A 17,936-nucleotide genomic window follows, 5' to 3' on the forward strand; every position below is an offset into this window, starting at 1 on the left:
GAAAATTGTCTCTTTTACTCGAAATTCCACCATCGCAATCCAACAACCAGTCAGCAGAACGTCATGAATGATATTACTCGCGGTATTACGATGGCCACAGCGTCAGGCATGCTCAGCCATTCGCTGGAAGGTCTTGTTCCGATTGACTAGGTCATCATAGGTACCGCAGTCAACCACCCTGCCCGCCTCCAACAAGAAGATACAATCACAAGGCCTTACTGTTGCCAGACGGTGAGCGACCATGATGATGGTTTTTTTCCCTGAAAAATCGTGTATGGCATCCATCACGAGTCGCTCCGTGATGCCATCCAACGCACTCGTTGCCTCGTCAAGAACCAACACCTCTGCATCGTCATAGAGGGCACGGGCAATACCGATACGCTGTCGTTGTCCACCGGAAAGTTGAATGCCCCGCTCGCCAACACGCGTATCAAGTCCTTCTGGCAATCGCTCCAGCAACTCATCAAGGTGAGCCATTGTGGCGGCACGCTTGACTTTCTCGTCATCAATTTTATCGGCGGGAAGACCAAAGGCGATATTTTCCCTTATACTGGAATCAGCCAGGAAAATGCTTTGTGGGACAAAGCCAACACTGTTCTGCCAGGCTCGCCGACGCTCTGAGGTCAATGGGTCTCCGTCCAGTTTCAGGCTCCCTTTTTGCGGGTCAATAAGGCCTAGGAGCATGTCAATAGCGGTACTCTTTCCTGAACCGGAGGCACCGACCAGTCCAATAACACCATTAACTGGTATGGTAATATCCAGCTCATCTAGCGCCGGCTCCTCCTTGTCAGGATAGCGGAAGGTTACCTTGTCCAGATGAATCGCTTGCCGCGGAATCCACTTCCCATGGCTCTCAGGACCTTCAAGCATTTCCAGCTGATCACCGCCCGTTTTGGATTGATTTCCATGACTGGATTCCAAGTCATCTTTCAGGCTGTGAAATGCCGAGATATTTCCTCTTACTGTTGCCAGACCACTATAAATCTGCTGGAAGGCAGGCAGCAGCTTGAAACCTGCTAGCGCATAGACAGAAAGAATCGGCAGGATCGTACCCAGGTTACCTTCGTGTGTGACCAGAAGATAGAGTACCAGCATGATGACAGCACCAAAAGCAACCAGCTCCATCAGGTAACGAGGAGCCTGACTGAGCCCCTTGGTGACCCCCTGGGCACGCCCCAGCTGCTCGCTCGTTTTCTCGAATCGCCGGTTGAAGTCATGCTGACGGCCCAATAGCAAGGTATCCTTGATTCCGCCAAAGCCTTCGTTCATCAGCTTGAACCGCATGCTGTTGGTTGCGCTGACGACGTTGCTGTTCTTCAGCAGTTTCCGGCGTACTGTACGGTAAAGTGCCCAATAGACGAAACCAAACAGTGCCAGGCCGCTCAAGGCAACCCATGGGTTAAACACAAAAATTGCCGTTGCAATGAACAGAGCCACCACTAACTTGGAATTAATATGCATAAGCGGTGTCAGCACAAAATCTGTCACACGCCGGCTTTCCTGAGAGATCTTGTTGGTCAGTTGGCTGCTACTGCCGCTTGCATGATATAGCCAATGTTGTTTCATATAGTGCTTGAACAGCCTCGTGCTCAGTTCTGCGCCCACCTGCTGAGAGTAGAGCGCCAGCCGCCATGTGGTAAAAATGGATATTGCGGAAGCCACGGTGAGCACGATAAGTACAGAAAGGCCTAGCCATAAAAGAAAGGTGGTGGGGTCACTGGCGCCGCTGAATGAATAAACACTCGCCAGGAGGCCATCCCCCTGCAGACGGCTCATATCCCCAACCACTGCCATAAAAGGACCAATCGCCGCAATACTGGCCAGCTCGGCGAAAGCCATCATCACAACAAGAAGCTGCAGGAGAAACAACCGCCTACGTTGCTCGGAGGTTAGCAATGAATAGAGCTGCTTGATATTCGATAACATAGGATACCTTTCCCCTTTATCGTCCCTAGCATGGATTGTTTCACAATTGTGATCTGCGAAGGCTCATCATCGGCTCCAGCAGAATTTATGCTGAATCTTGCAAGGTGTTATGATACGCAAGAAAAGTAAACCTTTGGCACAAGCAATTGAACAAGCCTCTGAAGCCGCCATTACCGTGTACAGTTCGCTTCATCAAAAGGCTGCGATTCCTTCAGCCTTTCGGGAGTGACACTATAGTACTGATTCGTGATGCCGCATGTTGACAAGGATAAGCATGAATAGTCGTAATCGCCATCTACGCTCCTGGCAGCAGGCTTGAAGCGCATGCTTTGAATCAAGCCAGTCAGCACGACACTTGCCTTATGAAACTCCCCCTTTATCATAAGACGGAAGGAAAGCATCAAATTATGCACGACAACAGAGCACAACCGAACTTTTCCCTTGTATTTTCTCGCCAGAAACACGTTATTCCTGACATAATTCTTGTAGTAGGAAATTCTCACTGGATTATTTTCTGCCACAATATTGATCTTGGAACTACCGTGTCGAATATGTAAAACCTTGCTGTTACCCACCAGGTAGCCAGGATCCTCTTGAGTGATTCTCAAGGTAAATTCTGCATCTTCTCCCCAGATGAACATCTCAGCAATCGGCAGGCCATATGTTTCCAGTGTCTGACGTGGCACCAGAATGGAAACAAAGGTACCGCTTCCGACAGCGACGACTCCATGGTGAAGGTACTTGGGCCACCCCATATATCCGGCCTTGTTCAGCCCTTCACACATCATCGGTGTATTCGTGACCTCACCTGATTCTGTAAACGCGGTCGACACCAAGTAGCTTCTTTTTGCATTGTATTGCTCGAGAAGAGCATCGGCTTCCAGCAAGGTCTGGAGTGCACCGGGTTCGGGTATGACATCATCATCCATCATCCATACCTGGTCTGCCCCCTTATCATAAGCCATCCGGAAGCCTGTGTGGAACCCACCTGCGGCACCCAGGTTTTCCTTCAGAGAATAGACCTTGATACCGTGATACTCTTCACGCCGCAACATTTCGACAGTATTATCGGTGCTGGCATTATTGATGACAAAGATCTCATCACAGGGCCTGGTCTGCTTCTGGACAGCATCAAGACAACGCTTTAGAAGATCACGCCTATTGTATGTCAGAACAACTGCTATCACCCTGGTCATCATCACCTCCATCCTGCGCGCAGACAATGCTGTCTCGTCATCCATGCCAGTCGTTATTGATGAAGGGCCTGCTACTACTAAATACTCACATCATCAAGTAGTATGACAGCACTGGCGGCCCTTCTTTATCATTCACACTACCTGGAATATCCTCTTCCTACGTCGCCCTCAGTAGAGAGCCTCCTGGCGATCTTTCAACAGTGGCCAACTGTCATCCTTCTCCGATATTACCGTAACCGGCAACGGCCAATCGATACCAAGTTCCTCATCACTGTATCTCAAGCCATCCTCTGATGCCGGCGTATAGGGTGCCGTTACCAGATAGCTCACTTCAACATTATCCTCCAGGGTCATGAAGGAGTGTGCAAACCCCTTCGGCACATACAGCTGAAGCCTATTACGGCTTGTCAACTCAAACATTTGATGCTTCAGGTAAGTAGGTGAATCCTTACGTATATCCACGATCACATCGACAATGGCACCGCTGATGCAGCGCACTAGCTTGTCTTCGCCAAAGGGAGCCCTCTGGAAGTGCATGCCTCTCAGGGTGCCGCGCTGAGCCGAAAAGGAGGTGTTCTGCTGGACAAAATTGCTATCCAGTCCCACTTCAGAAAATTCGTCGCGGCACATGCTTCTTGCAAAAAACCCCCTGTCGTCCCCTCGCATCTCGAGTTCAATCAGGTACGCATCCTTGAGATCGGTCTTTATGAATTTCATGATAGATTCCTTTATCCTTCGAGATTGCCAGAAAACAACCGTTCCTGTTCGCTATAGAGACGATCCACCAGGCGGCCCTCGGGAAGCTGCACATCATCCCAGGTAAGCGGGGTCTCCTTGCTCACATTTCTTCTGATGACACAGTCAATTGCCAATCCGACAGGAAGAAGCCGTTCCTTGCGGATAGTCTCCATGTTCTCTGCAACACCATATACCTCGAAACCACCAAACTCCTTGATACATTCGCCTTCGGCCAGGTCCTTCTTGGCCACGGCAACGACTCCAACCCTTGGCGCGCCACGGGGAGTCAGAACCGGGTCAGCGAGCAGACAGGCCCGGGCCACTGACGTCGGCACTTCGAAATGACACAGATGGTAGGGGGTATAGAAACAGTAGTAGGGTCCCTTCCCTAGCTTGTAGAGTTCCAGATAGTGCTGCTTGCGCGGATCCTCCAGGCTACCCAGCACAAAGACACCTGGACCAGGCCTCGCACCCACGACGTAGTCCACCAGGCCGGGGCCAGCTGAGTCCAGATAGGGTTCGAACGCGCCGATGGTATCTTCGATGGGGACCAGCGGTGAGCCGGGGTCGCCGTTGGAGAAATCTGGGCCCAGCATGCCGCGACGCGCCACCTGCATGCCCGTGCCATTGGCGACAATCGCCTGCTCGAATGAGATCTTGGTTCCATCCGCAAAGGACGCCACCATGGCCGGCTTCTGCCCCCAACGCTCCGCAAAGGCACGCTGCGTCTCCGGGTTGCGGTAGGGGTCGTGCAAGCCTTTGATATTGCCGCAGAGAACCGGTTTCACGCCCAGGCCAGCGACGAAGCGGTAGAGGTTCATCTGCACTCCCGGCTGGTCACCATCCGCAAAGGTATAGATCACGCCAGCCTTGTCGGCCCGGTGCTTCAGTATCGGACCGATGGTGCCGTCCAGCTCGGCATTCATCTGCACCACATGCTTGCCACTGTCGATCGCGGTCACAATGGCCTGTGCCGCGAACTCGATGGAGCCCGTCACCTCGATGATGACATCCAGTCCCTCTGCCGAGGCCAGGGCATTGGCATCCTCCGTCACCACGGCATCGCCCCTGGCTAATGCCGCCTCGATCTCGGCGAGAGAGTCGCACCGTGTGGGCAACCGGCTCACCTGGCCGAAAACGTCGCTGGCCGAGTCCAGGTGTCGGTTGGCCACGGCACATAAACGCATGCCGGGCGTTGCCGTCATGATCTGGAGCCCGATTCCCTTCCCCTGGAACCCGGCACCGATCATCCCTACTCGGATCGGTTTGCCCTCCGCTTCCCTTCTTGCCAAGGCAGTATCTACTATTATCATGGTCATCTCGCAAGGATAGTCTGGTCAGGATATGACTGAGCTAGTACGCCTTCAATCCTTCCATACCTTCCATGGGGGATTATCCGCCCACTTTGATTCCAACACCATCCTGTCCCGCAGTGAATCCATGCTTTGCCAATACCCTTGATGGTGGTAATAGCCGAGCTTGTTCATCTTGACCAGACGCTCCATGGGCTCGTTCTCCCATGTCGTATAGTCATCATCGATCAGATCAAGGACCTCCGGCTCACAGACGAAGAACCCGCCGTTGATCAAGCCACCATCCACTTCCCCCTTTTCCCGGAAGGCCATCACATGGCTGCTCTGATCATCGAGTCGCAAGGCACCATAGCGGCCTGGCTGGGTCACGGCCGTCAGCGTACACCAGCAGCCGGATGCCTTGTGAGATTCCACGAGCTCACTGATATTCACATCGCTTACGCCATCACCATAGGTCAGGCAGAAAGGCTCATTGCCGATCAGTTCCTTGGCTCTCTTGATTCGCCCACCGGTGAGTGACTCCGGTCCTGTATCCAGTACGGTGACCGTCCAATCCTCATTGATGCCACGCAACCACTCCACACGGCCGCTTTTCAGATCGATCGTATAGTCGGTCTGCTTGCCACGATAGTTGAGAAAGTAGTCACGAATGGAATCCACCTTGTACCCACCCAGGATGACAAAGTCCTTGAAACCATAGTGAGAGTATATCTTCATGATATGCCAAAGAATCGGCCGCCCGCCTACCTCGACCATCGGCTTCGGTCGAATGGCCGTTTCTTCACTGAGCCGAGTCCCAAAACCACCTGCCAGAATGACAACTTTCATGATTATCGCTCCTGCGTTTTATGGTAACAGCACACCTTGGAAAGAGAGCAGCTTCAGCTAGCGCCTGACGGTCGATCATCGGCCCACGTCAAGGTATCTGTCAGCCTTCCTTCATCTACATGTCCCTGCAGCACGTGAAGGCGCATCAATGACGAGCCTCGGAAGTCGGCATCCTGGAAGTTCATTCTGCCCAGTCCTTCGATCAGCCCCTGGATGGAGTCTTGTAGCGTCATCTGCGGCTGGTGATTCGGCGCCAAGTCCTCGTACAGGCTGAAGTCGACCTTGTAGGACCGACTATCGACAGCAGCCGCCTCGTTGATGCTGACGCTGGTGCCGGGCACTGCAGCGGCCACAGCATTGGCGAGATCACGAACCTGGTGATTACGCTGGTTCGATCCTGTGTTGATGCTCAAGATTCTGCCGCCATTCGCGGCGTCACGCTGAACGGCCCAGTCGATGGCCCTTGCCATGTCCGACACATCGATCAATGGCCGCCAAGGGGTGCCATCACTCAGTACGGTTATCTTTTTCTGGGATAGCGCGCAGGCAACGAAGTCGTTCAGTACCAGATCCAGGCGAAGTCGGTCAGACATACCACAGGCCGTGGAAAAGCGAAGACTGGTGATCACCATGTCGCCTTCGATGCCGGCAAGCGCTTCTTCACTGCCAATCTTGGACTTTGCGTAGTCGGTCATCGGTGACAGCGCATCGTCCTCCTTGCGCGGGTCACCGCTGGCGACGCCATAGACACTGCAGCTCGAAGCGAAGACGAAGTTCTTGACCCCTTCCGCAGCCGCCTGTCGAGCAATCCGGACGGTCGCTTCCTGATTGATCTCCCTGGTCACTTCGGCAAACCGACTGCCCATCGGATCATTCGAGATGGCCGCCAGCTGTACCACGGCCGTGTAGCCTTCCAGCATGCCTTCGGGGATCTTCCTCACATCTCCGAAGAACTGCTTCTCCAGATGACGCTCGGGTAGTGTCTGGGCGCCCGTCAGGCAGTGCGCAAAATAGGCGTTGTCTAACCCGTGCAGTATCGCATCCGGATGACGGCGAGCCAGCTCCTTGACAACCGCCGGTCCGACATATCCCATGTTTCCAATAATCAAGATCTTCATCATTTCCCTTCCCCTGCCGGTTGCATGATCAACCTTCACTGCCTGCCTGTTTCTCAGGCTTCTCGGCCAATTTCACTCCTTAGCGTCTTTCTTCCCACCATCCCTTTTTGCTTATTTTGTCGAAAATATTATCCACCACGAAATCAGCACCATACCGGCTCAGGTGGTTGTCATCGTAATAGAGAATCTTGCCCGACATTTCAGCAGCGCAACGCCCGGGCAAATAGCCATTGCAGAGGATCGTTGACGGCTCATACTTTAAAAGATTCGGGTGATCCTCGAGCCTTGAGAACTGCACATACGTCGACGCTGTGCGTTCCCTGAATACGTCATAGCTGGTCGACAAAGGTAAACTCCGCTCAACACCATGCAGCATTTCCCTTGCCAGAAAGTAGGGAGTATCCCAGCCGACCTCTGGAACCGGATAGATCAATATGACTTGCTTGCCATCCTCCAGGAGACGCTCGACCGTATCTCTGAGCAGGACACCGACGGCCTCGATCCGCTGTGATGTATCGGCAATGAACTTTGCGCCATTATTCTTGTACGGCACCGCATAGATCTTTCTTTCTTCGCTAACCCCTCCTTCACCATTATCGAAATACTCTCCTTCAAACTGGTAGGGGTAGCGTCCCAGCATGATGACCACTTCGACATCGTCGTTGCCGATCATATAGTCCATCGCCATCTTGTTGAAATCACCACAATCCGTGTCGTCATGCCTGGTATAGCCGGATATGGGCAGGCAATTCGTGTAAACCAATTGCTTGACTTTCATCCCGAGTTGATCGACTCGTTCGGCGACCGGTCCCACCAGTGGAGTCGCCTGGCTATCGCCCCAGATCACGACTTCTCCCTCTTCAGCAGCGTTGTATTCACACGCCTCTTGAATGGAAAGCATATGACCCGGCGTGGAGTTGCAGCCCACCGAGTTGATTAGCTTGTGCATCCTGACTTCCGACAGCAACTGGACATCGTCGTTGAAGCGCCACGGAATCCCTTGGCTATGGACACCATACAACCCGAACCCGATCATCAGGCTGGATACGGTCAGCGATGCCTTGAATATCTGGGCTCGTGACACCAGCCGCTTGTTTCTGAACGGCTGCTCGACAAACCACCACGAGAACCAGGCCAGCAGGAGCGACAGCACGCTGAGCTGGAGGAAATCGACCTGGGTCAGTGGCTCCAGGCTCAACTCCCTGGCAAAGGCGAAGACAGGCTGATGCCACAGATAGGCGCTGTAGCTGATCAAGCCGATCCCCACCATAGGCTTGAGGGAGAGCAAACGCCCGACCAGATTGCCGCTGTTGGCGAACAGGATGATGAGAGACGTCCCCAGCACCGGCACGACGGCCCACAGGCCGGGGAACGGGACGGTGTCGTCGAAGAAGACGATCGCCAGCATGACGAGTGCCAGGCCGCTTCCCGCCATCAGGTTGGCCACCAGCGCCGATGGATTGAATGTCCGGTTGTGCAGGTAGATGGCAATGAGAGAGCCCGCCAGCAACTCCCAGGCACGCGTCGGGAGCAGGTAGAAGTTGGCGTTCGGATGATTGACGGACCCCCATTCTGCCAGCGCCAGGCTGGCCATGAAGCCCAGGCCCAGTATCGACAGAACCGCCGTCTTACCGTACCTGGCGATCAGCAGCATGAATAACGGGAATAAAAAGTAGAACTGCTCCTCGACGGCAAGGCTCCAGGTGTGCAGGAAGGGTTTCAATTCCGCCGGCCCGGCAAAGTAGTCCATGTCCTGCCAAAAATAGATATTGGAGACAAACAGGTTGACCGCTACCAGGCTTTCACTGAGGCTCTTGAATTCCTCCGGCAACATCCAGCGCCACGCCACCACGAGGCTGATCAGGCTGACGAATGTCAACGCGGGCAAGATCCGTCTCGCCCTTCTCTCGTAGAAATTGATGATCGAGAAACGACCCTGTTGCATCTCTCCATAGATGATCCCGGTAATCAGATAACCACTGACCACAAAGAAGACATCGACCCCGACATAACCGCCTGAGAACCACTCGAAGCCGGCATGGAAGAAAATGACGGGAATGACTGCGACTGCTCGCAAGCCGTCGACTTCAGGCCTATAGTTAGTAGTAGTCATTTTTCCCTTCACCAACAATCTGGATTTAGCCAATACGTGGCGAGAAAGTCGTGTACCGCTAATCAGTCGCATCCACCGAACGAGTCATCCTGGCTTGGTCGGTCTGATAAAAGCCCGGACACGCTACCGCCGGAGAATTCCTGGTCATTTCCCCAGCCGTGCCGTGCTATTTCCGTTTTTTGTTAATTTGTCATACGCAATGTTACTAAACGTTTCGGTGTCTTGCGTAGTTGGTTTTAGTCATTCCACGGCAATGACGCTTTCAATCTGGCGTGGTGTGATTTCTAGTACCCGTGGAGAGAGCCCCGAGATCGATTGCAGGTGGCCTGGCCACGACGCGAGCGCCAGGGCCACCCTCGCCTTGGGCAAGGCGGGTCTGGAGAGGCGGTCTTCGGCCTGAGGGAGCCAGGCCAGGAGGGCGAGACAGGCACCCACCTGCCCTTGGCAACAAGGGGCAGGTGGGTTCTCACGCCGTGTCTGGGCGGGAGCCGGCTGGGCGGTTCAGAACACCCGGTTCAGGCCGTTCTGGGCCGCGACCCGGTAGGCCTCGGCCATGGTGGGGTAGTTGAAGGTGGTGTTGACGAAGTACTTGAGGGTGTTGGCCTCGCCCTTCTGCTGCATGATCGCCTGGCCGATATGGACGATCTCCGAGGCCTGGTCGCCGAAGCAGTGGATGCCGTAGATCTCCAGGGTGTCCTGGTCGAAGAGGATCTTGAGCATGCCCACGGTATCGCCGGTGATCTGGGCGCGGGCGGTGTCCTTGAAGAACGCCTGGGCCACCTCGTAGGGGACCCGTTCCTGGGTCAGCTCGCGTTCGTTGCGGCCGAACGAGCTGATCTCGGGGATGGTGTAGATGCCGGTGGGCACCTCGGTGACGTAGCGGAAGTCGTCATCCACCATTTCGCTGGAGGCGTTCAGCCCCTGGTCGTAGGCCGCGCTGGCGAGGCTCGGCCAGCCGATGACGTCGCCGGCGGCGTAGATATGCGGGACCGCCGTGCGGTAGTGCTCGTCCACCGCGAGCTGGCCACGGGAGTTGGCCTCGAGGCCGATGTTCTCGAGGCCCAGCTGGTCGGTGTTGCCGGTGCGCCCGTTGGCCCACAGGAAGGCGTCGGCGCGCAGCCGCTTGCCTGACTTCAGGTGGACGGTGACGCCGGCGTCATCGCACTCCACGCGCTCGTACTCCTCGTTGTGGCGGATCAGCACCCCGTGCTTGCGCAGGTGGTAGGAGAGCGCATCAGAGATCTCGTCGTCGAGGAAGGAGAGCAGGCTGTCGCGGTTGTTGATCAGGTCGACCTTTACCCCCAGGCCGGAGAAGATCGACGCGTACTCGCAGCCGATGACCCCCGCGCCGAAGATGATCAGGGTCCGGGGGGTATGGGAAAGGCTCAGGATGGTATCGGAGCAGTAGATCCGTGGATGGCGGAAGTTGATGTCCGCGGGCCGATAGGGCCGCGAGCCAGTGGCGAGGATCACCTTCTGGGCGACCAGCTCCTCCATGCCGATGCCCTCCTGGTCGTTGCGCACCAGCAGGGTATGCTCATCCTTGAAGCGCGCCACGCCGCTGTACAGGTCGATGCGATTGCGAGCGTAGAACCGGGTACGCATCTCCACCTGCTTGTCGATGGTGACCCGGGAGCGTTCCATCACCTTGGGGAAGGAGAACCAGCGCGGCTCGCCGATATCGCGGAACATGCGGTTGGTGTTGAACTGCATGATCTGCTTGACCTGGTGGCGTAGCGCCTTGGAGGGAATGGTGCCCCAGTGGGTACAGTTGCCCCCCACCAGCGGCTGCTTCTCGACCACCGCCACCCGCCGGCCGTGCTTGGCGGCGTTGATGGCGGCGCTCTCCCCCGCCGGCCCGGTACCGATCACCACCACGTCATAGTGTTGGACTGCCATTGGCCGTTCGATCTCCTTTTTCAACATCCGTTACGAGCGCCGGGCGCCGGGCGCCAAGGGCAGCCGAGTCTTGTGGGAGGTCGGCTATGCCGAGCGAATGGCGCCACAGGCGCCCCGGCGGCGTTGCTTGTGTTGGCATCTCCCACTGGGAGTCCTTCGGCCTCCATTCGCCCGGGGAACCCGGCCTCCCACAACTCCAATGTCACTGGACGCTAGGCGCTGCCCGAAGGGCCTAGGGCCTAGCGCCTTGTCGCGTCGTACCCCAGGTCGGCGCCGCGGCTCTCGTCGCTGCGGCGGCGGACGCTGCCTTGCTTGCGATTCTCTTCCTCGCACACCTCATCCTTGCCGCCGCACACCTCGCAGCCCTCCTTGAGGCCCAGTCGGTTGAGCCCGCCGCAGGAGCCGGCGATCGGCTTGCGGCCGAGGATCACCCCGATCGCCATGGCGGCCATGATCAGCAGCATGAAGGCAAAAACCATTAACCAGATAGTCATGTCACTCTCCTTGGGTCACCGTCCTTGGGTCACCGTTCGAGCAGTGGCTCGAGGGAAGAACCGGTAACCAATTCAATGCCCTGTGGTGTGAGGACCACGAGTCGGGCGGGCTGTTCCGTGATCGCGTCCGGATCGGCGGCCAGCAGCTCCCTGGCCAGGCGCTCCGCCGCCTCCGCGCTGGATGCCACCACGCTGACCGCGAGGAGCCGCGTGGGGGCCGGCGCCTCGCCCCCCGGCTCCGCCGCCGAGCGGCTGACCAAGGCGCTGTCCTGCAGGCGCAGGCGCAGGTCGGGGGCATCGGCGAGGCCGGTATGGGGCAAGGTCACCCGCCAGGGATGCCGCCCGGCCATGCCCCGGGTGCGGATCACGCCGCCGAGCTCGATCATGCCGTGTGCCACGGCGAACTCCCCTAGCACCCGGTCCAGGCGGTCCACCGCCCGGGCGTGCAACACCTCTCGCAGATACCCGCTGACCCCGGCGTAGGCGGGCCAGTCGCGCCCGGGCAGGCGCCCCGCCGCGAGGAGCCGGGCAAGGGCCGCGTGCTCCGTGTCCAGGCTGGCCAATTCACCCTGGATGGCGGCCTGGAGGAGCAGGCGCTGCTCCTCGTCCAGGTCGCCATTCAGCGTGATGTGGTAGCCGGTGCCGAGGGCCACGCCCTCGAACTGATGCCATTCCCCCGGCTGACGACAGCCCGCCAGCAGGACCAGCGACATCAGCAGGGTTAACAGAAAGAGGGCTGGCCGCATGGCCAGCCCCGGGTGTCGCCTCGCGGCGAGGGAGATCATCCGCCGAAGTCGTCCAGCAGGATGTTCTCGGGCTCGACGCCCAGATCCAGCAGCATCTTGATCACGGAGGCGTTCATCATGGGCGGCCCGCACATGTAGTACTCGCAGTCTTCGGGCGCCGGATGATCCTTGAGGTAGTTCTCGTAGAGGACGTTGTGGATGAAGCCGGTGGGACCATCCCAGTTGTCCTCGGGCATCGGATCGGAAAGGGCCAGGTGCCACTCGAAGTTGTCATGCTCCTCGGCCAGCTTGTCGTACTCGTCGTTGTAGAAGGTCTCGCGCCAGGAGCGCGCACCGTACCAGAACGAGATCGTGCGCTTGGAATCGAGGCGCTTGAGCTGGTCGAAGATGTGGCTGCGCATCGGCGCCATGCCCGCACCGCCACCGACGAAGACCATCTCGGCGTCGGTGTCCTTGGCGAAGAACTCGCCGAAGGGTCCCATCACGGTGACCTTGTCCCCCGGCTTCAGGCTGAAGACGTAGGTGGACATCAGCCCCGGCGGATGGTTGGTGTTGGGCGGCGGCGTGGCGATGCGGATGTTGAACTTGAGGATGCCCTTCTCTTCCGGGTAGTTCGCCATGGAGTAGGCGCGGATGACTTCCTCGTTGTTCTTGTGGGAGATCTTGAACAGGTCAAACTTGTCCCAGTCGCCCCGGTACTCCTCCTCGATATCGAAGTCGGAGAACTTGATGTCGTAGGGCGGCGCCACCAGCTGCACGTAGCCGCCGGCGCGGAACTCGACGTTCTCGCCCTCGGGCAGCTTGAGGTTGAGCTCCTTGATGAAGGTGGCGACGTTGGGATTGGAGATGACCTCGCACTCCCACTTCTTGACGCCGAAGACCTCCTCGGGCACCTCGACCTTCATGTCCTGCTTCACCGGCACCTGGCAGGAGAGGCGCCAGCCGTCCTTCTTCTCGCGCATGGTGAAGTGGGACTCCTCGGTGGGCAGGATCGCCCCACCGCCCTCTTCCACGCGACACTTGCACTGGGCGCAGGAGCCGCCGCCACCGCAAGCGGAAGAGAGGAAGATGCCGTTGGCGGCCAGGGTATTGAGCAGCTTGCCGCCGGCCTGGGTAGTCAGAGTGTGCTCGGGGTCGCCATTGACCTCGATGGTCACGTCCCCGGTGCTGACGAGCTTGCTGCGGGCGGCCAGGATCACCAGGGTCAGACCGATGACGATCAGGGTGAACATGACCACACCGAGCAAGATGACGGATGTATCAACCATGTCGGTTTCCTATTGCTTCACGTTGTCTGGCACCCGGCGGCGGAACCACCGGGTGAACACGAGCTGCCTCAGAGCTGGATGCCGGAGAAGGACATGAAGCCCAGCGACATCAGCCCCACGGTGATGAAGGTGATGCCCAGGCCCTGCAGGGAACCCGGCACGTCGCTGTACTTGAGCTTCTCGCGCAGACCCGCCAGCGCGGTGATGGCCAGCGCCCAGCCAACCCCGGAACCGAAGCCATAGACCACGGACTCGCCGAAGTTGTAGTTACGCTCGACCATGAACAGCACGCCACCGAGGATGGCGCAGTTCACGGTGATCAGCGGCAGGAAGACGCCGAGCGCGTTGTAGAGCACGGGCACGTACTTGTCGAGGAACATCTCGAGGATCTGCACCAGCGCGGCGATGACGCCGATATAGCTGAGCAGGCCCAGGAAGGAGAGGTCGATGTTCTCGGCACCGCGGATGCCGGTCCAGGACAGGGCCCCTTCCGCCAGCAGGGCGTTGTAGATGACGTTGTTCACCGGCACGGCGATCGTCAGCACCACGATCACCGCGATGCCCAGGCCGAAGGCCGCGGAGACCTTCTTGGACACGGCCAGGAAGGTACACATGCCCAGGAAGAAGGCCAGGGCCAGGTTCTCGACGAAGACCGAGGCGACGAACAGACTGATGTAGTGTTCCATGTTACACGGCCTCCTTCGGTTCGGTGTTGTGCTTCATCTTGAATTCGTTCTCCTCGACCTGCTCCGGGTGGAAGGCACGCAGCACCCAGATGATCAGGCCGATGATGAAGAACGCCGACGGCGGCAGCAGCAGCAGGCCGTTGGGCACGTACCAGCCGCCATCCTGCACCGGCTGCAGCACGGTGAAGCCGAAGATGCTGCCGGAGCCGAACAGCTCACGGAAGAAGCCCACGGTCATCAGGATGAAGCCGTAGCCGATCCCGTTGCCCACGCCATCGATGAAGGAGAGCTTCGGCCCGTTCTGCATGGCGAAGCCTTCCGCACGCCCCATGATGATGCAGTTGGTGATGATCAGGCCGACGAACACCGAGAGCTGCTTGGACATCTCGTAGGCGAACGCCTTGAGTACCTGATCCACCACGATCACCAGGGAGGCGATGATGGTCATCTGCACGATGATGCGGATGGACGAGGGAATGTGGTGCCGGATCAGCGACACGAACAGGTTGGAGAAGGCACAGACAAAGATGACCGCGAGGGTCATGACCAGCGAGACGCTCATGCTGGTCGTCACCGCCAGGGCGGAGCAGATGCCGAGCACCTGCAGCGCGATGGGGTTGTTCTTGAACAATGGCGTCATCAAGACGCTCTTGGTTGATGCTTCCGCCATGATCAGGCTCCTTCCGCTTCGAGTTCGACGTCGGCGTCCTGGGCGTCATCCGGGTCGACGCTGGCACGGAACCTCGCCAGGTACTCACCGAAGCCTTCCGGGCTCAGCCAGAACTGCAGCATGTTGGTCACGCCGTTGGCCGTCAGGGTAGCACCGGAGAGGCCATCCACCTCATGATCACCGCTGCCGCTGCCGCGGGCCACGCGGATGGCCGGGTTCAGGTCACCCTCTTCGGCGAAGATCCGCTTGCCATCCCACTGGGCCTGCCAGCGCGGGTTGTTGACCTCGGCACCCAGCCCCGGAGTCTCGCTGTGCTCGAAGAAGGTGATGCCGACGATGGTGTTGCCGTCACCCTCCACGGCCAGGAAGCCACGCATCAGCCCCCACAGGCCCTGGCCACGAATGGGCAGGATGATCTGTTCGGGGTCGTCGGGATCGCCGACCAGGTAGACGGTGGCGTAGTGCTCGACGCGGGACAGGCCGGCCGGATCGCGGGCACCGGAGAGGGTCCGTGAGGCCGCCGGATCGCGTCGGGCCTCGAAGCCATCGAAGGTCTCCGGGTCGTGCCGATCGGAGTACTCGCCGGTCTCCAGGTTGACGACCCGCGCCGTGATCTCGCGGAAGGCCGCTTCCACATCCATGCCGCGCTCATAGAGCCCGGCCACGCGCAGGACGTTGGTCTTGCGGTCCAGCTCCTCGTTGAGCTGCTGTATGGGGCGCAGCGCCACCGCGGCGGTGGAGACGATGACCGAGCACACGATGCAGAGTGCGAAGGCCACCGTCAGGATCTTCTTGATGGAGTCGTTACTCTGTGCCATCAGGCAGTCTCCTCGGCCGGTGTACCGGTGCGCAGCTTGCGGCGCTTGATGTTGGCCTGAACAAAGATGTGGTCGATGAGCGGCGCGAACAGGTTCGCGAACAGGATCGCCAGCATCATGCCCTCGGGGAAGGCCGGGTTCACCACGCGGATCAGCACCACCAGGACCCCGATCAACGCGCCGAAGATCAGCCGACCCTGGTTGGTCATGGAGGCCGACACCGGATCGGTGGCCATGAACACCATGCCGAAGGCGAAGCCGCCGAGCACCAGGTGCCAGTACCAGGGCATGGCGAACATCGGGTTGGTGTCGGAACCGATCAGGTTGAACAGCGCGCTGGTCGCCACCATGCCGAGGAAGACCCCGAGCACGATTCGCCACGAGGCGATCTTGGTCCATAGCAGCACGGCCAGGCCGATCAGTATCGCCAGCGTCGAGGTCTCACCCACCGAGCCCTGCATGAAGCCGAAGAAGGCGTCCCACCAGCTGAGCTCGGCGGTCAGGGCGGCCATGCCGTCCTGGAAGGCGATGGAGAGCGCGGTGGCGCCGGTGAAGCCGTCGGCGGCCACCCACACCGCATCGCCGGAGATCTGCGCCGGGTAGGCGAAGAACAGGAAGGCGCGGCCGGTCAACGCCGGGTTGAGGAAGTTCTTGCCGGTACCGCCGAAGATCTCCTTGCCGATCACGATACCGAAGGTGATGCCCAGCGCCACCTGCCACAGCGGGATGGTGGCCGGCAGGATCAGGGCATAGAGCACGGAGGTGACGAAGAAGCCCTCGTTGACCTCGTGCCCGCGCTTGACCGCGAAGAGCACCTCCCAGAAGCCGCCGACCACGAAGGTCACCAGGTAGATCGGCAGGAAGTAGGTGGCGCCGAGCACGAAGTTGGCCCACAGGCTGCCCGGATCGTGACCGGCGGCCAGGGTCAGCAGGATCGCCTCGCGCCAGCCGGCCATGGAGGCATAGCCGTCGGCGACGGCCATGTTGGCCTGCCAGCCGGCGTTCCACATGCCGAAGAACATCGCCGGGAAGGTACACATCCAGACGGTGATCATGATGCGCTTGAGATCCACGCCATCACGCACGTGGGCCGTGGTCTTGGTCACGCTGGGCGGTGAGTAGAAGATGGTGTCCACCGCCTCGTAGAGCGGATAGAACTTCTCGTACTTACCACCCTTGTGGAAGTGCGGCTCGAGATTGTCGAGTGTCTGTCGGATACCCATCATCAGGCCTCTTTCTCGATCAGGGTGAGGTTGTCACGCAGGATGGGACCGTACTCGTACTTGCCCGGGCACACGTAGGTGCACAGGGCCAGGTCCTCTTCATCCAGCTCCAGACAGCCGAGCTGCATCGCCGACTCGATGTCACCGACGATCAGCGAGCGCAGCAGCTGCGTGGGCAGGATGTCCAGCGGCATCACCTCCTCGTACATGCCCACCGGCACCATGGCGCGCTCGGAGCCGTTGGTGGAGGTGGTCGGCGCGTAGTTCTGGAGGCCGGTGATCTTCGACAGGTAGATCCCCATTACCGAATGGCGATGGGCACCCGGCGACAGCCAGGACATCCACTGGCGCTTGTTGCCCTCTTCGAGCAGGCTGAACTGGTTGTGGAAGCGGCCCAGGTAGCGCAGCGAACCCTCGCAGGCAAAACCCGAGAAGACCGAACCGGAGATCACCCGGGTCTCGACGGGATCGACGATCTCGCCGGCCAGCAGTTCCTCGGAGCTGGCGCCGATGCGGGTGCGCAGCAGGCGCGGCTTCTCGGCACGCGGCCCGCCCACGGCGACGACGCGGCTGGTCTCCAGCTTGCCCTCCGCGAACAGCTTGCCGAAGGCGATCACATCCTGGTAGCCGATGTGCCAGACGCGCTTGTGCAGTGCCACGGGCGAGAGATAGTGGATGTGGGTACCCACCAGGCCGGCCGGATGCAGCCCGCCGAAGGCCTCGACCTGCACGCCCTTGACGTCGCCACCGGGGATCTTCGCCCCGGGGGTGGTGCACAGGAAGACCTTGCCCTCGGTCAGCCGCGCCAGCACCTTGAGCCCATCCTCGAAGGCCTGAGGCTGTTCGTTGATGATCTCGGCGGGATTCGGGCACAGCGGATGGGTATCCACGGCGGTGACG

At 58.9% G+C, this 17,936-nt stretch carries 16 protein-coding genes; all 16 read right to left on the bottom strand.

Annotated features, from left to right (window positions below; genetic code table 11):
- Nucleotides 1-102 precede the first annotated feature (102 nt).
- The gene (locus J5F18_RS13515; protein WP_346299127.1) at nucleotides 103-1,926 is read right to left on the bottom strand and encodes an ABC transporter ATP-binding protein; all 1,824 of its coding nucleotides are present in this window, start codon (nucleotides 1,924-1,926) and stop codon (nucleotides 103-105) included.
- A 170-nt stretch (nucleotides 1,927-2,096) separates the two neighbouring features.
- Nucleotides 2,097-3,167 (bottom strand): glycosyltransferase family 2 protein, encoded by a 1,071-nt coding sequence (locus J5F18_RS13520; RefSeq protein ID WP_346299128.1) that lies wholly within the window; start codon nucleotides 3,165-3,167, stop codon nucleotides 2,097-2,099.
- A gap of 123 nt (nucleotides 3,168-3,290) precedes the next feature.
- A complete protein-coding gene (gene rfbC, locus J5F18_RS13525; RefSeq protein ID WP_346299129.1) occupies nucleotides 3,291-3,839 on the bottom strand; it encodes a dTDP-4-dehydrorhamnose 3,5-epimerase in 549 nt (182 codons plus the stop codon).
- A gap of 11 nt (nucleotides 3,840-3,850) precedes the next feature.
- The gene (locus J5F18_RS13530; RefSeq protein ID WP_346299130.1) at nucleotides 3,851-5,173 is read right to left on the bottom strand and encodes an NAD(P)-dependent oxidoreductase; all 1,323 of its coding nucleotides are present in this window, start codon (nucleotides 5,171-5,173) and stop codon (nucleotides 3,851-3,853) included.
- 51 nt (nucleotides 5,174-5,224) lie between these two features.
- Nucleotides 5,225-6,001 (bottom strand): glucose-1-phosphate cytidylyltransferase, encoded by a 777-nt coding sequence (gene rfbF / locus J5F18_RS13535; protein WP_346299131.1) that lies wholly within the window; start codon nucleotides 5,999-6,001, stop codon nucleotides 5,225-5,227.
- 53 nt (nucleotides 6,002-6,054) lie between these two features.
- Nucleotides 6,055-7,122, bottom strand: coding sequence for an SDR family oxidoreductase (locus J5F18_RS13540; protein ID WP_346299132.1), 1,068 nt, complete (start codon nucleotides 7,120-7,122; stop codon nucleotides 6,055-6,057).
- A gap of 76 nt (nucleotides 7,123-7,198) precedes the next feature.
- Nucleotides 7,199-9,232: an acyltransferase family protein gene (locus J5F18_RS13545; RefSeq protein ID WP_346299133.1), complete on the bottom strand. Its 2,034-nt coding sequence runs from the start codon at nucleotides 9,230-9,232 to the stop codon at nucleotides 7,199-7,201.
- 501 nt (nucleotides 9,233-9,733) lie between these two features.
- Nucleotides 9,734-11,131: a Si-specific NAD(P)(+) transhydrogenase gene (gene sthA, locus J5F18_RS13550; protein WP_346299134.1), complete on the bottom strand. Its 1,398-nt coding sequence runs from the start codon at nucleotides 11,129-11,131 to the stop codon at nucleotides 9,734-9,736.
- Between the two features lie 239 nt (nucleotides 11,132-11,370).
- Nucleotides 11,371-11,625 carry a (Na+)-NQR maturation NqrM gene (gene nqrM / locus J5F18_RS13555; RefSeq protein WP_346299135.1) on the bottom strand — a complete coding sequence of 85 codons (255 nt, stop codon included), beginning with the start codon at nucleotides 11,623-11,625 and terminating at the stop codon, nucleotides 11,371-11,373.
- Nucleotides 11,626-11,654: 29 nt separating this feature from the next.
- Nucleotides 11,655-12,371 (bottom strand): FAD:protein FMN transferase, encoded by a 717-nt coding sequence (locus J5F18_RS13560; protein ID WP_346299136.1) that lies wholly within the window; start codon nucleotides 12,369-12,371, stop codon nucleotides 11,655-11,657.
- A 35-nt stretch (nucleotides 12,372-12,406) separates the two neighbouring features.
- A complete protein-coding gene (gene nqrF / locus J5F18_RS13565; protein ID WP_346299137.1) occupies nucleotides 12,407-13,639 on the bottom strand; it encodes an NADH:ubiquinone reductase (Na(+)-transporting) subunit F in 1,233 nt (410 codons plus the stop codon).
- 68 nt (nucleotides 13,640-13,707) lie between these two features.
- Nucleotides 13,708-14,325, bottom strand: a complete 618-nt coding sequence (nqrE, locus tag J5F18_RS13570; RefSeq protein ID WP_346299138.1) for an NADH:ubiquinone reductase (Na(+)-transporting) subunit E — start codon at nucleotides 14,323-14,325, stop codon at nucleotides 13,708-13,710.
- 1 nt (nucleotide 14,326) lies between these two features.
- Complete coding sequence (locus tag J5F18_RS13575) at nucleotides 14,327-14,995, bottom strand: NADH:ubiquinone reductase (Na(+)-transporting) subunit D (RefSeq protein WP_346299139.1); 669 nt, start codon at nucleotides 14,993-14,995, stop codon at nucleotides 14,327-14,329.
- 2 nt (nucleotides 14,996-14,997) lie between these two features.
- Nucleotides 14,998-15,813: a Na(+)-translocating NADH-quinone reductase subunit C gene (locus tag J5F18_RS13580; RefSeq protein ID WP_346299140.1), complete on the bottom strand. Its 816-nt coding sequence runs from the start codon at nucleotides 15,811-15,813 to the stop codon at nucleotides 14,998-15,000.
- Nucleotides 15,813-17,039, bottom strand: coding sequence for an NADH:ubiquinone reductase (Na(+)-transporting) subunit B (locus J5F18_RS13585; protein WP_346299141.1), 1,227 nt, complete (start codon nucleotides 17,037-17,039; stop codon nucleotides 15,813-15,815). Before J5F18_RS13585 ends, J5F18_RS13580 begins: the two co-directional genes overlap by 1 nt.
- Nucleotides 17,039-17,936: NADH:ubiquinone reductase (Na(+)-transporting) subunit A (gene nqrA, locus J5F18_RS13590; RefSeq protein WP_346299142.1), on the bottom strand; the 898-nt coding region annotated here is incomplete at its 5' end. The genes nqrA and J5F18_RS13585, both read right to left, overlap by 1 nt.

The sequence above is a fragment of the Halomonas sp. BM-2019 genome (assembly GCF_017584085.1).

What these genes read in the sequence shown, in the direction of transcription:
- J5F18_RS13515 (WP_346299127.1), bottom strand. Translation starts at nt 1,926, where the DNA reads ATGTTATCGAATATCAAGCAGCTCTATTCATTGCTAACCTCCGAGCAA.
- J5F18_RS13520 (WP_346299128.1), bottom strand. Translation starts at nt 3,167, where the DNA reads ATGGATGACGAGACAGCATTGTCTGCGCGCAGGATGGAGGTGATGATG.
- rfbC (WP_346299129.1), bottom strand. Translation starts at nt 3,839, where the DNA reads ATGAAATTCATAAAGACCGATCTCAAGGATGCGTACCTGATTGAACTC.
- J5F18_RS13530 (WP_346299130.1), bottom strand. Translation starts at nt 5,173, where the DNA reads ATGATAATAGTAGATACTGCCTTGGCAAGAAGGGAAGCGGAGGGCAAA.
- rfbF (WP_346299131.1), bottom strand. Translation starts at nt 6,001, where the DNA reads ATGAAAGTTGTCATTCTGGCAGGTGGTTTTGGGACTCGGCTCAGTGAA.
- J5F18_RS13540 (WP_346299132.1), bottom strand. Translation starts at nt 7,122, where the DNA reads ATGATGAAGATCTTGATTATTGGAAACATGGGATATGTCGGACCGGCG.
- J5F18_RS13545 (WP_346299133.1), bottom strand. Translation starts at nt 9,232, where the DNA reads ATGACTACTACTAACTATAGGCCTGAAGTCGACGGCTTGCGAGCAGTC.
- sthA (WP_346299134.1), bottom strand. Translation starts at nt 11,131, where the DNA reads ATGGCAGTCCAACACTATGACGTGGTGGTGATCGGTACCGGGCCGGCG.
- nqrM (WP_346299135.1), bottom strand. Translation starts at nt 11,625, where the DNA reads ATGACTATCTGGTTAATGGTTTTTGCCTTCATGCTGCTGATCATGGCC.
- J5F18_RS13560 (WP_346299136.1), bottom strand. Translation starts at nt 12,371, where the DNA reads ATGCGGCCAGCCCTCTTTCTGTTAACCCTGCTGATGTCGCTGGTCCTG.
- nqrF (WP_346299137.1), bottom strand. Translation starts at nt 13,639, where the DNA reads ATGGTTGATACATCCGTCATCTTGCTCGGTGTGGTCATGTTCACCCTG.
- nqrE (WP_346299138.1), bottom strand. Translation starts at nt 14,325, where the DNA reads ATGGAACACTACATCAGTCTGTTCGTCGCCTCGGTCTTCGTCGAGAAC.
- J5F18_RS13575 (WP_346299139.1), bottom strand. Translation starts at nt 14,995, where the DNA reads ATGGCGGAAGCATCAACCAAGAGCGTCTTGATGACGCCATTGTTCAAG.
- J5F18_RS13580 (WP_346299140.1), bottom strand. Translation starts at nt 15,813, where the DNA reads ATGGCACAGAGTAACGACTCCATCAAGAAGATCCTGACGGTGGCCTTC.
- J5F18_RS13585 (WP_346299141.1), bottom strand. Translation starts at nt 17,039, where the DNA reads ATGATGGGTATCCGACAGACACTCGACAATCTCGAGCCGCACTTCCAC.